This window comes from Microvirga sp. M2 (genome assembly GCF_047497095.1).
GTDB lineage: Bacteria > Pseudomonadota > Alphaproteobacteria > Rhizobiales > Beijerinckiaceae > Microvirga.
Genome location: NZ_CP134064.1, coordinates 368,501 through 381,699 on the forward strand (window position 1 = coordinate 368,501; position 13,199 = coordinate 381,699).

Here is a 13,199-nt window from a genome sequence, read left to right on the forward strand (position 1 = left end):
GGAACGAGTATCCGCATGTTCTCGAACCTCGATCTCAAGCAACTCATCTTCGGACGCCTGACGCTCGAAGCCATTCCCTACCATGAGCCCATTCTGCTCGCGACCTTCGCTGTCGTGGCTCTCGGCGGCTTAATTCTTCTCGGCGCCATCACATGGTATGGCAAGTGGGGCTACCTGTGGCGCGAATGGTTCACGAGCGTCGATCACAAGAAGATCGGCATCATGTACGTCATCCTCGCCATCGTGATGCTGCTGCGCGGCTTCGCCGACGCGGTCATGATGATCACCCAGAAGGCGCTTTCGGTCGGCGCAAACGAGGGCTACCTGCCCCCGCATCATTACGATCAGGTCTTCAGCGCCCATGGCATGATCATGATCTTCTTCATGGCCATGCCGTTCGTAACCGGCATCATGAACTACATCATGCCGCTGCAGATCGGCGCACGGGACGTCGCCTTTCCGTTTCTGAACAATTTCAGCTTCTGGATGACGGCGGGTGGCGCAGTGCTCACCATGCTGTCCCTGTTCGTCGGCGAATTCTCACGGGCCACCTGGCTCGCCTATCCGCCGCTGTCGGGAGCGGCTTACAGCCCCGGCGTCGGCGTCGATTACTACATCTGGGGCCTCCAGATCGCAGGCGTCGGCACGACGCTGTCGGGTATCAACCTGATCGCCACGATCGTCAAGATGCGTGCCCCGGGCATGACGATGATGAAGCTTCCCGTCTTCTGCTGGACGACGCTCGCCAGTAACGCCATCATCGTCACGATCTTCCCGGTTCTTACCGTGACCTTGGTGCTCCTGTCGCTCGACCGCTACGTGGGAACGCATTTCTTCACGAACGACTACGGCGGGAACCCGATGCTGTACATGAACCTCATCTGGATCTGGGGCCATCCGGAGGTTTACGTTCTCGTCCTGCCCGCCTTCGGAATCTTCTCGGAGGTCACATCGACCTTCTGCAGCAAGCGGCTGTTCGGCTATACGTCGATGGTCTACGCCACGATGGTGATTGCCCTCGTGTCATGGCTCGTCTGGCTGCACCATTTCTTCACGATGGGGGCGGGCCCCAACGTCAACGCCTTTTTCGGCATCGCCACGATGATCATCTCGATCCCCACGGGCGCGAAGGTGTTCAACTGGCTGTTCACCATGTACCGAGGAAAGATCCGGTTCGAGACGCCGTTCATCTGGGTGGTGGGCTTCATCCCGACCTTCGTGATCGGTGGGCTGACGGGCGTGCTGCTCGCGGTGCCGCCCGCCGACTTCGTGGTGCACAACAGCCTGTTCCTGGTCGCCCACTTCCACAACGTCATCATCGGCGGCGTGGTGTTTGGGCTCCTGGCGGGCGTCCAGTACTGGTTCCCCAAAGCGTTCGGTTACAAGCTCGACCCGTTCTGGGGCAAGGCGTCGTTCTGGTGCTGGCTGGTCGGCTTCTGGACCGTGTTCGCACCGCTCTACATCCTTGGCCTCATGGGCGTGACACGCAGGACGCAGCATTTCGACGACCCGGCCGTGCAGCCGTACCTGACGATCGCCGCCATCGGCGTCTTCATCATCATGGCCGGGATCCTGGCGTTCCTTGTTCAGCTCGTCGTCAGCTATCTCCGGCGCGAGCAGCTGCGCGACCTGACAGGCGACCCGTGGGACGGGCGAACCCTCGAATGGTCGACATCCTCCCCGCCCCCGCCCTATAACTTCGCGTTCACGCCGGTGGTCCACGATCTCGATGCCTGGTGGGACATGAAGAGGCGCGGTCACGATCATCCATTGGAAGGCTTCAGGCCGATTCACATGCCCAAGAACACCGGCGCAGGTGTTATCCTGGCCGGTCTCAGCACCGTGCTCGGCTTCGCCCTGGTCTGGTACATCTGGTGGCTCGCCGCCCTGTCTTTCGTGGCTCTCATCGCGACCGCCATCATCCACACGTTCAATTACAACCGGGACTATTACGTCCCGGCGGAGGACGTCGACCGGATCGAAAGCCGAAGAATGGCGCAGCTCGCAGGAGAGGCCTGAGCCGATGCATGAAATGACCCCACCACCTGGCGCTACGGCACCGGTCTTCTACCAGCAGGAAGAGCACGCCCACGGCGAGGGAGGCACGCTGTTCGGATTCTGGATCTACCTGATGGGCGACAGCCTCATCTTCGCGGTCCTGTTCGCCACGTTCGGCGTGCTCGGCCGCAGTTATGCGGCGGGTCCGTCGGGAGCAGACCTGTTCGACCTGCGGCTCGTCGCCGTCAATACGGGTCTCCTTCTCCTTTCATCGATCACCTATGGCTTCGCCATGCTGGAGATGGACAAGGAGCGCGTTGCCAAAACCCTCGCCTGGCTCGCGGTCACCGGTCTGCTCGGGGCAGCCTTTCTCGGAATCGAGCTTTATGAATTCGCACACCTGATCAGCGAGGGCGCCACCCCTCAGCGCAGCGCCTTTCTTTCCTCCTTCTTCACGCTGGTGGGGACGCACGGACTGCACGTCACATTCGGCATCGTCTGGCTCGTGACGCTGATGGTTCAGGTCCGCCAGCGCGGGCTCGTCGCCGAGAACCAGCGCCGGCTCATGTGCCTGTCCATGTTCTGGCACTTCCTCGACGTGGTCTGGATCGGCGTATTCACCTTCGTTTACCTGATGGGGTCCATGCAATGAGTGAGGTTGCCGAGTCCGGGCTCGGTCCGAAGCAAGGTCGGAGCGAGGCGCACGGGGAGCATCACCCTCATGGCGCGCAGGGCACGTTCAGGAGCTACATGACCGGCTTTGTCCTGTCGGTCATCCTCACCGCCATTCCGTTCTGGCTCGTCATGGGCGATGTCCTGAATGACACGCGCATGACCGGCATCGTCATCATGGCGCTGGCGGCGGTACAGATCATTGTTCATATGATCTACTTCCTGCATATGAACACCAAGTCGGAGGGCGGCTGGACCTTCCTGGCCCTGCTGTTTACGCTCATTCTTGTTGTCATCACGCTAGTTGGCTCGATATGGGTCATGTACCACCTGAACGAGAACATGATGCCGATGACGCCGAGCGAGGCGTTGCAAAACCCCTGACCGGCAGAAGCATCGCTGCGCTGGCCGCATTCGACATCGCTGCGATTCTGCTTGTGGTGAGCTTCGCCTCGCTCGCCGTCTGGCAGGTCCAGCGCCGCGCCTACAAGCTCGACCTGATCGCGCGCGTGGAGGCGCGGGTTCACGCGGCTCCGACCCCTGCGCCAGGGCCGGAAGACTGGGCAGGCCTATCGGCTGGCACGGACGAATACCGCCGCGTGCTTGTGACGGGGGCCTGGGTTGATGATCGCTCGACGCTCGTCCAGGCGGTGACGGAGCTGGGTGGCGGATATTGGGTCATGACGCCTTTGGCCCGCGATGACGGGACGACAATCCTCGTCAACCGAGGCTTCGTGCCCGCGACCGAACGCGATCCGGCCATCTGGCGTCCCCGCGACCCGGGGCCTATCACCATGGTGGGCCTCCTGCGCCTGTCCGAGCCGGGTGGTGCCTTTTTGCAGGCCAACGATCCGATTTCGGACCGCTGGTTCTCCCGCGACGTGGCCGCGATCGCCGCGTCACGCAACTTGGCGAACGTCGCACCGTACTTCATCGATGCCGAACGCACGCCCGGCAAAAGCGGCTTGCCCGTCGCCGGGCTGACGGTGATCGCCTTTTCGAACAATCACCTCGTCTATGCACTCACCTGGGGCGTCTTGGCGCTGATGGCCGCCGCCGGGGCAGCCTTCGTCAACCTGGAACGGCTGCACCCCGGCTGGCTCGGACCGCGCGAGCCGAAGTAGTGGCCTCATGTATACCACTCCGTTCCGACGGCTGGGCGCCGGGCCCGCAAGGTCGTTGCGGGCGAACCGGGCATCGCGGGTCGCAAGGTTTTCTGCGGGTTCCCTACCGAGGGACCAAACTCATAGGCGCTGCCCGCGCGGCTCAACGAACGAACCGGCGCAGGAAGCGGGAGAAATCCTCCATCAGCACGAAAGCTGCTGGAACGAAGACGAGCGAGAGGAGGGTCGAGACGACGAGACCGCCGATGACCGCGATCGCTATGGGCGCCCGCGCCTCCCCGCCGTCGCCGATGGCCAGTGCGGAGGGCACCATGCCGGCGACCATGGCGACCGTGGTCATGATGATCGGTCTGGCGCGCTTGCGTCCGGCGTCGACAATGGCGTCCTGCGGGCTCATGCCCTGCGACTGCGCCTCCAGTCCAAAATCAACGAGGAGGATGGCGTTCTTCGTCACAATGCCCAGCAGCATCAGGATACCGATCGAGACCGGCATGCTGATGGGCTGGCGCACGGCCAGCAGACCTAGCATCGCGCCCCCAATGGAGAGCGGCAGCGAGAAGAGAATCGTCAAGGGCTGCAGGAAGCTCGCGAAGAGAAGCACCAATACGCTGTAGACGAGAAGGAGCCCCGCCAGCATGGCGGTAGAGAAGCCCTTGAACAGATCCGTCATGACCTCGGCGTCACCCGCCTCGCGCACGGTGACGCCAGCTTGGGGCGTGCGAGCAGCGGGCAGCGCGAGTATCGCCTTTATGGCGTCGCCGAGCGCAGCTCCGCCGACCAGATCAGCCTCAACAGTCACGCTGCGGGAGCGATCGTGGCGCTCAATCGAGGCCGGGCTGCGGCCGATCCCCACGTCCGCCACTGCGGCGAGCGGAATCGGCTGCATGCCGGACGACCTGCCTTGTGGCGGAGAAAGGCGTAGGGCATCGAGTTCTCGCGGGTCCGTGAGCGTCGCCGGATCAAGTCGCACGCGAATGGGAACCAGCTGGTCGGCGGCGTCGAAGTGGGGAAGGTTCGTTTCGACGTCGCCAACGGTCGTGACACGGATCGCGCGCGCAAGCGCCGCAGCGGGAAGCCCTAGCGCGGCGGCGTCGACAGGCCGGGGGACGATGCGAACCTCGAGCCGGTCGAGGGAGGCGGTGGAGATCACATTGGCCAGCATGGGAAGGCGGCGCATCTGCGCCGAGAGATCAGCCGCCGCAGCCGAGACTTTTGCGCCATCGGCGCCCATGACGATGATCATGACGGGCCTGAGACCGTTTGGGTCGAGGAAATAGGAGCGGATATCGGGTACGTTGGCGAGTTCTGCCGCAAGGGCGGCTTCGAGCTCGCGTTGGGTGCGGCTTCGCTCGGAACGCGGGGTATAGTTGACGACGAAGGTGGCATCGCGCGCCTCCGGCGTTCCGATCGGCACACGCCCGCCCTGAGCCAGAACGGAGCGCACCTCCGGCACCGCCTTGAGACGATGCGTGATGAGATCGGCGGTGCGGCGGGTGTCGGCGAGGTCGACACCCGGAGGGAGCTCGACAACAATGAGTGAGCGACTCGTATCCTGCGGAGGCAGAAGCGACGTCGGCAGGAGCATGGCACTTGCGATTGAAGCAACGAAGATGGCAAGCCCGATAAGAACCGTAACGATTCTGTGATGGACCGACCAGGCGACGAGCCGCGTATAGGCGCGCAGCACCCGCCCCTCACGTTCGAGGATGTCCGGTACGGAAGGCAGGCCATAGGCCGCCATCATCGGCGTGATGAGGCGAGCGACGAGCAGTGAGAAAAACACCGCCACTGCAATCGTAACACCGAATTGTCTGAAGAATTGGCCCGCGACGCCGCCCATGAAGCTTGAGGGTACGAAGATCGCAATCAGTGTCGCCGTCACGGCGATGACGGCCAGTCCGATCTCGTCTGCGGCCTCGAGCGCCGCTTCGTAGGCGCCCTTCCCCATCCGCATGTGGCGGATAATGTTCTCCACCTCGACAATGGCGTCGTCGACGAGGATGCCGGTCGAGAGCGTAATGGCAAGGAGTGTCACGAGGTTGAGCGAAAAGCCCATGACATCCATCACCCAGAAGGTCGGGATGATTGAGAGCGGTAGCGCGATCGCCGCGATCAGGGTGGCGCGCCAGTCCCAAAGGAAAATAAACACGACGATGACGGCGAGTATCGCGCCCTCGACGAGCGCGCTCATCGTGGCTCTGTAGTTGCCGACCGTATAGTCGACGGGGGCGTCGATGAGGCTAATCTCGTAGTCGGGGTTCGCTCGCTGCAGGTCGGCGATGCGATCCGCAACACCGCGAGCGACGTCGACATCGCTCGCGCCACGGGCCCGGGAGACTGCGAAGGCGACGATGGGCTCACCGTCGAGAAGGGCAAAGGTCCTCGGCTCAGCCACGCCATCCGTCACAGTACCCAGATCATCGAGGCGAACTGTGCCGCCCGTCGGCAGGGCGATAGGAATGGCGGCAAGGCTTGATACGCTGCGGACGCCGGCAAGCGTGCGGATCGTCGCACGACGCCCTCCGACCTCTACTCCCCCGCCTCCTACATTGACGTTTGCCGCACGCAGCTGCTCGTTCACGTCGACGACCGTGACGCCTGCATCCGCCAGTTTCAGGGGATTGAGATGGACTGCGATCTCGCGCTCGGAACCGCCGATGCGCCTGATGCCCGCGATCCCACGGAGCCCGAGGAGCGCCCGCTTGACCGTCTCGTCGACGAACCAGGAGACTTCCTCCGGTCCGCGGGCCTTCGACTTTACCGCATAGGTGACGATCGGCAGGCCGGCGATTTCGATACTCTGGACGATGGGAGCCTGCACGGCCTGGGGTAATTCAGCGCGGATGCGCGTCACCGCATCGCTAACGTCGTTGACCGCAGCGGTCGCGTCCTTCTCAAGGTGAAACTCGATCACCGTCGTCGAGAGGCCATCCGTAATGGTCGAGGAGATGTGACGCACGCCGGCCACGCCCGCCACTGCGTTTTCGACAGGTGTCGTTACCTGGGTTTCAATCTCCGTCGGCGATGCACCGTACAGCGGCACGGTAACGGACACGATAGGAAGATCGACCGCAGGAAGACGGGTGACCGGCAGCTGTCGGAAGCTCATCAGTCCAAGCAGAAACAGCACGAGGAAGAGGACAATGGCAGGAATCGGCCGGCGGATCGACGCCGCCGAGATCGGGATCCTCATCGCTGCACCTCTGCAGGCGCGGTGCGCACGACATCGCCATCGCGCAGGAAGTCGCCCGCGCGGGCGACGACGCTATCGCCGGCCGCGAGGCCGGATTCGACCTCGACCATATCGCCCTGAATGAGGCCGGTCCGCACCGCGACACTCTCTACTTTACCATCGCGCACGCGCCGAACCAGCGTTTGATCGCGCTCGGAGACGAGAGCCGAAAGCGGGATGCCCAGGCCGCAGCTCTGCCCCGTCTCGATGACGCCGGACACGGACGCGCCGAAGGGCAGCCTCGGGTCGCCATCAAAGTTGATGCGTACCAGGGCGAGCCGGCTCTGCCGGTCCACCTCCGGCGCGACGAGGTGCACTTGGCCGCGGATCTCCCCTCCAGGGGTCTGGAGGAGCACAGCGCGACCGGTCTGCACGTTGACGAGGCGGCCCGCCGGAAGCCCCGTCACCACGTCCATGGCGCCATTGCGGGCGAGGCGAAACAGGGGTTCCACGGAGGAAGCGGAGACGATGAGACCCACACGGGCACTGCGGGTCAGGACAATGCCGTCAGCAGGTGCAGTCACGTCGATCGACCCGCCGCCCGGTGTCTCCGGCCGGCTGAGCCGCGCCAGCACTTGGCCGCTCCGAACCCGCTCGCCCGCCTCGACGAGCACCTCGTTGACCCGTGCGCCTTCAACGAGAGGAATAACGAGCACCTCCTCGCGGGACACAAGCGTACCGATGAAGAAGATGCGGTCCTCGAAGCAGGTCTGGGCGGCGGTGGCGACCGTGACGGTCGGTGCCTGCATCGTGTCTTGCGCCTTGCCGAGCGTCGGCCATAGCGTCAGGACGACCGGAGCCAACCTGCATAGGAAGGAAAGTGCCGCCACCATCCGCTCCGATTTCCCCAGGAGGGGACGGCGCGAGCGGCTGGACTTATCGACAGCAGAGCTTCCTCGGTTATGCTGGGCCCTGTTGAGCCGTGTACCGGCAGGTTCCATCCCGCACCCACTCATGTCCCGTTAAACAATCCTGCAACGGCTGAGGCAGATATCGTGGCTCGGCCGCCGTTTGCCGCGGCAAGCCACTTTTTGCAGACGCGTGAACAGAGTGAGCGCCCGCACAATTCCCCCGGAACTATTGGGCTTCGTCAGCATAATGACTGGTGATAGCCTGAAAGGTTCCACAAGGTCGTTCCGTGTTCCGTCCGCCCTTACGCGAATCCATGCCTCATGCTTGCCGCTTTGAGATTACAAGAAACAAGGTCAAGAGCTGCTTCGTTGCGCAGACGTGCATCTGCTCAGGCTCAACCGGAGCGGACCCGCGGGGTCCGGGACCAACATGGTCAGCCAGAAGGTACTTGCCGCGACCTTTCTCGCGGGATTCATCACCGCGTCGTCCATGGCCCAGACCGGGAATAGGCCGAGGACGTCCGCGACCTCCCAAAAGCCGGCGCCCATCGACGGTGAATGGATCGTCGCCGACCAGACCGCACGCATTCGCATCGCACCCTGCGGCAACGGCAGCGACGGAGCTCATTGTGGCACACTCGTCTGGACAAAGACACCGGGGGGCGTCGACTCAAACAATCCCGACCCGGCCCAACGCAGCAAGCCGCTTCTGGGGCTTGAGATCGTCAAGGATATGAAACTTAAGGGGCAGAATTTGTGGGAGGGCAGCGTTTACAACGCCATCAATGGCAAGACCTATTCCGCCACTCTGGCACCGCAGAGCCCGACCACTCTCAAGATCGAGGGCTGCATCCTTGGCGGCCTCCTCTGTGACGGCGAAATCTGGACGCGCGCGGTCGAAACCGGCGGCACCATTTTGCCGAAGCCCACCGATGGCACCCGCCCCCGCGCCGTACAGCCCCGCTAAATGGATCCGGAGTCGCCAATGAGTCTCGATATCGCTGCACTCTTCCATGCTCACGAGGAGGACCGCTATGACCTGCACAGCCGCTATCTCAACGAGCAGATGGTACGCGTACTCAAGGTGCTCGGCTACGATGTAAGCTTCCACCGGGCACAGGGCGCTCATCTGTGGGACCGCGACGACCGGCGCTACCTTGACCTCCTGTCCGGCTGGGGCGTCTTCGCACTCGGGCGCAATCACAGGGGCATTCGCGAGGCACTCGTCTCAGCGATCAATGGAGAGCTTCCGAACCTCGTGCAGATGGACGTCTCGCCCCTCGCGGGCCTTCTCGCCGAGCGGCTTCTGTCCCACACGCCCTATCTCGACAAGGTGTTCTTCGCCAATTCAGGGGCCGAAGCCGTCGAGGCCGCACTCAAATTCGCCCGCAGTGCCACCGGGCGGCCGGGCATCCTCTTCGCTAGTCACGCCTTCCATGGTCTCACCTACGGTAGTCTGTCGATCACTGGCGACGAGATGTTCCGAAGGGGCTTCGGGCCGCTCCTGCCGGACTGCACCGAGATCCCCTTCGACGACCTCGCTGCCCTTGAGCGTGCGCTCGCGTCGAAGACCATCGCCGCCTTCATCGTCGAGCCGATTCAGGGCAAGGGCGTCAACGTGCCCTCCGATGGATATCTGAAGGGTGCGGCGGAGCTGTGCCGCCTCCACGGAACTCTCTTCGTCGTGGACGAAATTCAAACGGGCCTCGGCCGTACGGGAAAATTCCTTGCCATCGAGCATTGGGGCGTCGAGCCCGACATGGTGCTCCTGGCGAAAGCGCTCTCCGGCGGCTACGTGCCGGTTGGAGCTGTGCTGACCCGCCGCTGGATCTTCGACAGGATCTTCGACCGGATGGACCGAGCAGTCGTGCACGGCTCGACCTTCTCGAAGAACGACCTCGCCATGGCCGCAGGGCTTGCAACGCTGCATGCACTCGCTGAGGAGCGACTGATAGAGAATGCAGTTGAGAAGGGGTGGCGTCTGATTGCCGCCTTCGAGCGCATGGCCGAGCGTTACGAATTCGTCAAGAAGGTGCACGGCAAGGGGCTCATGATAGGAATCGAGTTCGGCCCACCGCGGTCCCTCAAACTGAAGGCTGCTTGGAGCGCCCTCGAGGCCATGAACCAAGGTCTGTTCTGCCAGCTTATTACGGTTCCCCTGTTCAAGGAGCACGGCGTCCTGTGCCAGGTAGCGAGCCACGCGAGCCATGTGGTGAAGCTCCTGCCGCCCCTCGTTATCGATGAGGGGGACTGCGCCTGGATCGAGCGCGCCTTCGATGACGTGATCGCCGATTCCCACCGCGTCCCCGGTGCCGCATGGTCCCTGGGCAAGACGCTCGCCGGCCACGCGATGAAGGCGAAGGCCGGCGCCGCGTGAGGGCACGGTCGAACAGCCTACTTGCCTACAGCGTTATGATGCTAGCGAGGCAGAGAGGCGAACGCTTCTCCGCTCAATCTTGACGGGTTCTCCGAGCCGCCTCTCCCCAAAGCTGGCTCGACATTCTGGCTCGTAACCGCCGCAGGCGCTGCGGGAGGTCCTGAGGTCACTGGTCCTTGCGCCTGTCTCTTTATCGATATGACATAAGGTTGTATGGAAGGTATAGTTCATGCCTTCCAGCACTTCTTTCAGGAGGAGCAGGCGCATGGCCAGTATAGTGGCGAACGAGAATGGCTCCCCAATTGTTACCGGCAGCCTATTCTATACAGTCAAGCAAATACTGCCACGCTCCCGGCGTGAGGCAATGCACGCCGATTCTCTGTTCAACAGGTATCCCCCGGCGCAGCTTTCGGCTCTGGCGCATCGTGCGAAAAAGCGGACCCGGTTTTTCGCAGCAAGCGACGCGCTGTTCCATAGGGGGAGCATCGCATTGATCCCAAAAGTGGAATCCACTTTCGGATCCGGTGCTCTAGCCGCCTCCGTCCGCGCCTTTCCACTCCGACCAAACGATGTCCGCACCGTCATCGATGGAACGATGATGCATATCATTGATGGCATCCGGGCCTGGGCGAGGCGGGATCTCGGTAAAGATGCTGTCCTCGACCGACTCTGTCGCCCCGCCGCGCGCCCGGGAAAGCGGACACCTTCCAGGTTCGGGCCGAAGCGCTCCTACGCCATTCCGGTATCGGGCGCATCCGCGTCCAAGCGTTCGATGCAGCAGCCGTTCATCTTCAAACGGAGACTGCCCACGCTGGTCGCTCGCGTCTCATAGAAGCATTGTTGTCATATGGGTTCATTTGATTGGCCGCCTCATCCGATACTTCGTCTCGATACAGGCGTTTGATCCCAGCACGCTCAACTGTTGAGAATGCCATGATTCTTGCTCGAAGGACATGGAGTATCGAATGACTCAAGTTAGTCCTAGCCGGATTGAATTATCGACCGATGCGATCGAAACGAACATAAAAGCTGCCAGCCGATCGCTCATCGCATGTGCTCAGACCGATGGTCATTGGAGATTTGAGCTTGAGGCCGATGCAACAATTCCTGCCGAGTATATTCTTCTAAGGCATTATCTTGGAACCCCTGCGGAAAGTGGCCTTGAAGAAAAGATTGCCGCATATCTGCGCCGCATACAGATCCAAAATAGCGGCTGGCCGCTCTACCATGGCGGATCATTCGACCTAAGCGCAAGCGTTAAGGCATACTTCGCGCTGAAGATGATTGGAGACCCGCCAGCTGCTCCGCATATGAGGTGGGCTCGTGAGGTGATTCTCGCTCATGGGGGCGCTGCACAGAGCAACGTATTCACGCGGACATTGTTAGCTCTTTATGGTGAGCTTCCCTGGCGTACGGTCCCGGTCATGCCAATTGAGATCATGCTTCTCCCGCACTGGTTTCCTGTTCATGTCCTAAAGATATCCTATTGGGCACGCACGGTCCTCGTCCCGCTCATGGTTCTGCAGGCTTTGAAACCAAAGGCGCGCAATCCGCGCGGCATCCGTGTCCAGGAGCTTTTCACGGCACCGCCGGATAGCGAGCGCGGCTTGCCGATGAGCCCGCGTCAAAAGTCGCTCTGGGCGGGCTTCTTCAAAGCGACGGATGATGTCCTCCATAGAGTGGAGCCCGTCTTTCCGAAAGGCGCGCGCCAGCGTGCGATCGAGGCCGCAATAGCGTTCGTCGAAGAGCGTCTGAACGGCCCTAACGGGTTCGGGGCTATATTCCCGGCGATGGTCAATGTCCGGATGATGTACGACGCTCTCGGTTATCCAGGAGATCATCCACACGTCGTCGCGGCGCGGAAAGCAGTTGAGGCCCTGCTCGTCGTGAAGGACGATGAGGCCTATTGCCAGCCATGCCTCTCGCCCGTGTGGGACACCGCACTATGTTGCCAGACGCTCCTCGAAGTTGGAGACGATGAAGCGGAGCAGTGCGCGAAGAAGGGTCTTACCTGGTTAAGGCAGCGCCAGATCCTTGATGTAGCGGGAGATTGGGTGGCGATCCGCCCCGACCTGCGCCCTGGCGGCTGGGCATTCCAATATACCAATCCTCACTACCCCGATGTCGACGACACCGCGGTCGTCGTCATGGCGATGCATCGCGCCCAATCTCGGTCCGCTCCGCGGGACGCCGCCGCCTATGACGAGCCAATTGCCCGCGGCCGCGATTGGATTATAGGCCTGCAGAGCCAGAATGGCGGATGGGGAGCCTTCGACGCCGATAACACCTACAGTTATCTCAATCACATTCCCTTTGCCGACCATGGAGCGCTTCTTGATCCACCGACCGTCGACGTGACGGCTCGATGTGTCTCTATGCTCGCCCAACTTGGCGAGAACTCCGAAAGGGGCTCGCCGCTGGCTCGGGGCATCGCGTATCTCCTTGCAGAGCAGGAGGACGATGGGAGCTGGTTCGGCCGTTGGGGCATGAACTATATATACGGGACCTGGTCCGCTCTCTGTTCTCTGCGCGCGGCAAAAGTGGATCCACGTTCGGAGGCCATCCGTAGAGCCGCAGAATGGCTCGTACGAATCCAGAATCCCGACGGAGGCTGGGGTGAAGACGGCGAAAGCTATCGTGCCGATTACCGCGTTCACCGGCCCGCATCGAGCAGAGCATCGCAGACGGCTTGGGCGCTCCTAGGTCTCATGGCCGCCGGGGAGGCCTCGCACCCTTCTGTCGGGAGCGGCATCGAGTATCTCTGCAGCACGCAAGGGAGAGACGGATTCTGGCCCGAAGAGCATTTCACAGCCACCGGTTTCCCAAGGGTCTTCTATTTGCGTTATCATGGTTATCCTAAGCTCTTCCCGCTTTGGGCGCTCGCACGCTACCGGAACCTGAAGCTCGGTCTCTCTGATACAACCGACTGGGTCGGAATGTGAGCT

Annotated in this window: 9 protein-coding genes; 7 read left to right on the forward strand and 2 right to left on the reverse strand. The window is 62.2% G+C overall.

From position 1 onward, the window contains the following. Positions 1-15: 15 nt before the first annotated feature. From cyoB to RE429_RS21500, 4 genes are read left to right on the forward strand one after another with little or no spacing between them, the layout of a single operon-like run. Entirely contained in the window at positions 16-2,019 is a 2,004-nt protein-coding gene (gene cyoB, locus RE429_RS21485; protein WP_414475376.1) for a cytochrome o ubiquinol oxidase subunit I, read from the forward strand. A gap of 4 nt (positions 2,020-2,023) precedes the next feature. Then, entirely contained in the window at positions 2,024-2,650 is a 627-nt protein-coding gene (gene cyoC / locus RE429_RS21490; protein ID WP_414475377.1) for a cytochrome o ubiquinol oxidase subunit III, read from the forward strand. After that, the gene (gene cyoD, locus RE429_RS21495; RefSeq protein WP_414475378.1) at positions 2,647-3,054 is read left to right on the forward strand and encodes a cytochrome o ubiquinol oxidase subunit IV; all 408 of its coding nucleotides are present in this window, start codon (positions 2,647-2,649) and stop codon (positions 3,052-3,054) included. Before cyoC ends, cyoD begins: the two co-directional genes overlap by 4 nt. 53 nt (positions 3,055-3,107) lie before the next feature. After that, positions 3,108-3,794: an SURF1 family protein gene (locus RE429_RS21500; RefSeq protein WP_414475379.1), complete on the forward strand. Its 687-nt coding sequence runs from the start codon at positions 3,108-3,110 to the stop codon at positions 3,792-3,794. 142 nt (positions 3,795-3,936) lie between these two features. On the opposite strand, the gene RE429_RS21505 is transcribed toward RE429_RS21500, so the two are convergent. Then, positions 3,937-6,987: an efflux RND transporter permease subunit gene (locus RE429_RS21505; RefSeq protein WP_414475381.1), complete on the reverse strand. Its 3,051-nt coding sequence runs from the start codon at positions 6,985-6,987 to the stop codon at positions 3,937-3,939. Next, positions 6,984-7,859, reverse strand: a complete 876-nt coding sequence (locus RE429_RS21510) for an efflux RND transporter periplasmic adaptor subunit (RefSeq protein ID WP_414475382.1) — start codon at positions 7,857-7,859, stop codon at positions 6,984-6,986. Before RE429_RS21510 ends, RE429_RS21505 begins: the two co-directional genes overlap by 4 nt. Before the next feature lie 448 nt (positions 7,860-8,307). Here RE429_RS21510 and RE429_RS21515 point away from each other — a divergent pair, with 448 nt between their 5' ends. From RE429_RS21515 to shc, 3 genes are all read left to right on the forward strand, one after another. Further along, complete coding sequence (locus RE429_RS21515; RefSeq protein ID WP_414475383.1) at positions 8,308-8,844, forward strand: DUF2147 domain-containing protein; 537 nt, start codon at positions 8,308-8,310, stop codon at positions 8,842-8,844. A gap of 18 nt (positions 8,845-8,862) precedes the next feature. Further along, on the forward strand, positions 8,863-10,254 hold the full coding sequence (locus tag RE429_RS21520) for an aspartate aminotransferase family protein (RefSeq protein WP_414475384.1): 1,392 nt from the start codon (positions 8,863-8,865) through the stop codon (positions 10,252-10,254). Positions 10,255-11,219: 965 nt separating this feature from the next. Then, positions 11,220-13,196, forward strand: a complete 1,977-nt coding sequence (shc, locus tag RE429_RS21525) for a squalene--hopene cyclase (RefSeq protein ID WP_414475385.1) — start codon at positions 11,220-11,222, stop codon at positions 13,194-13,196. The last annotated feature ends 3 nt before the right edge of the window (positions 13,197-13,199 follow it).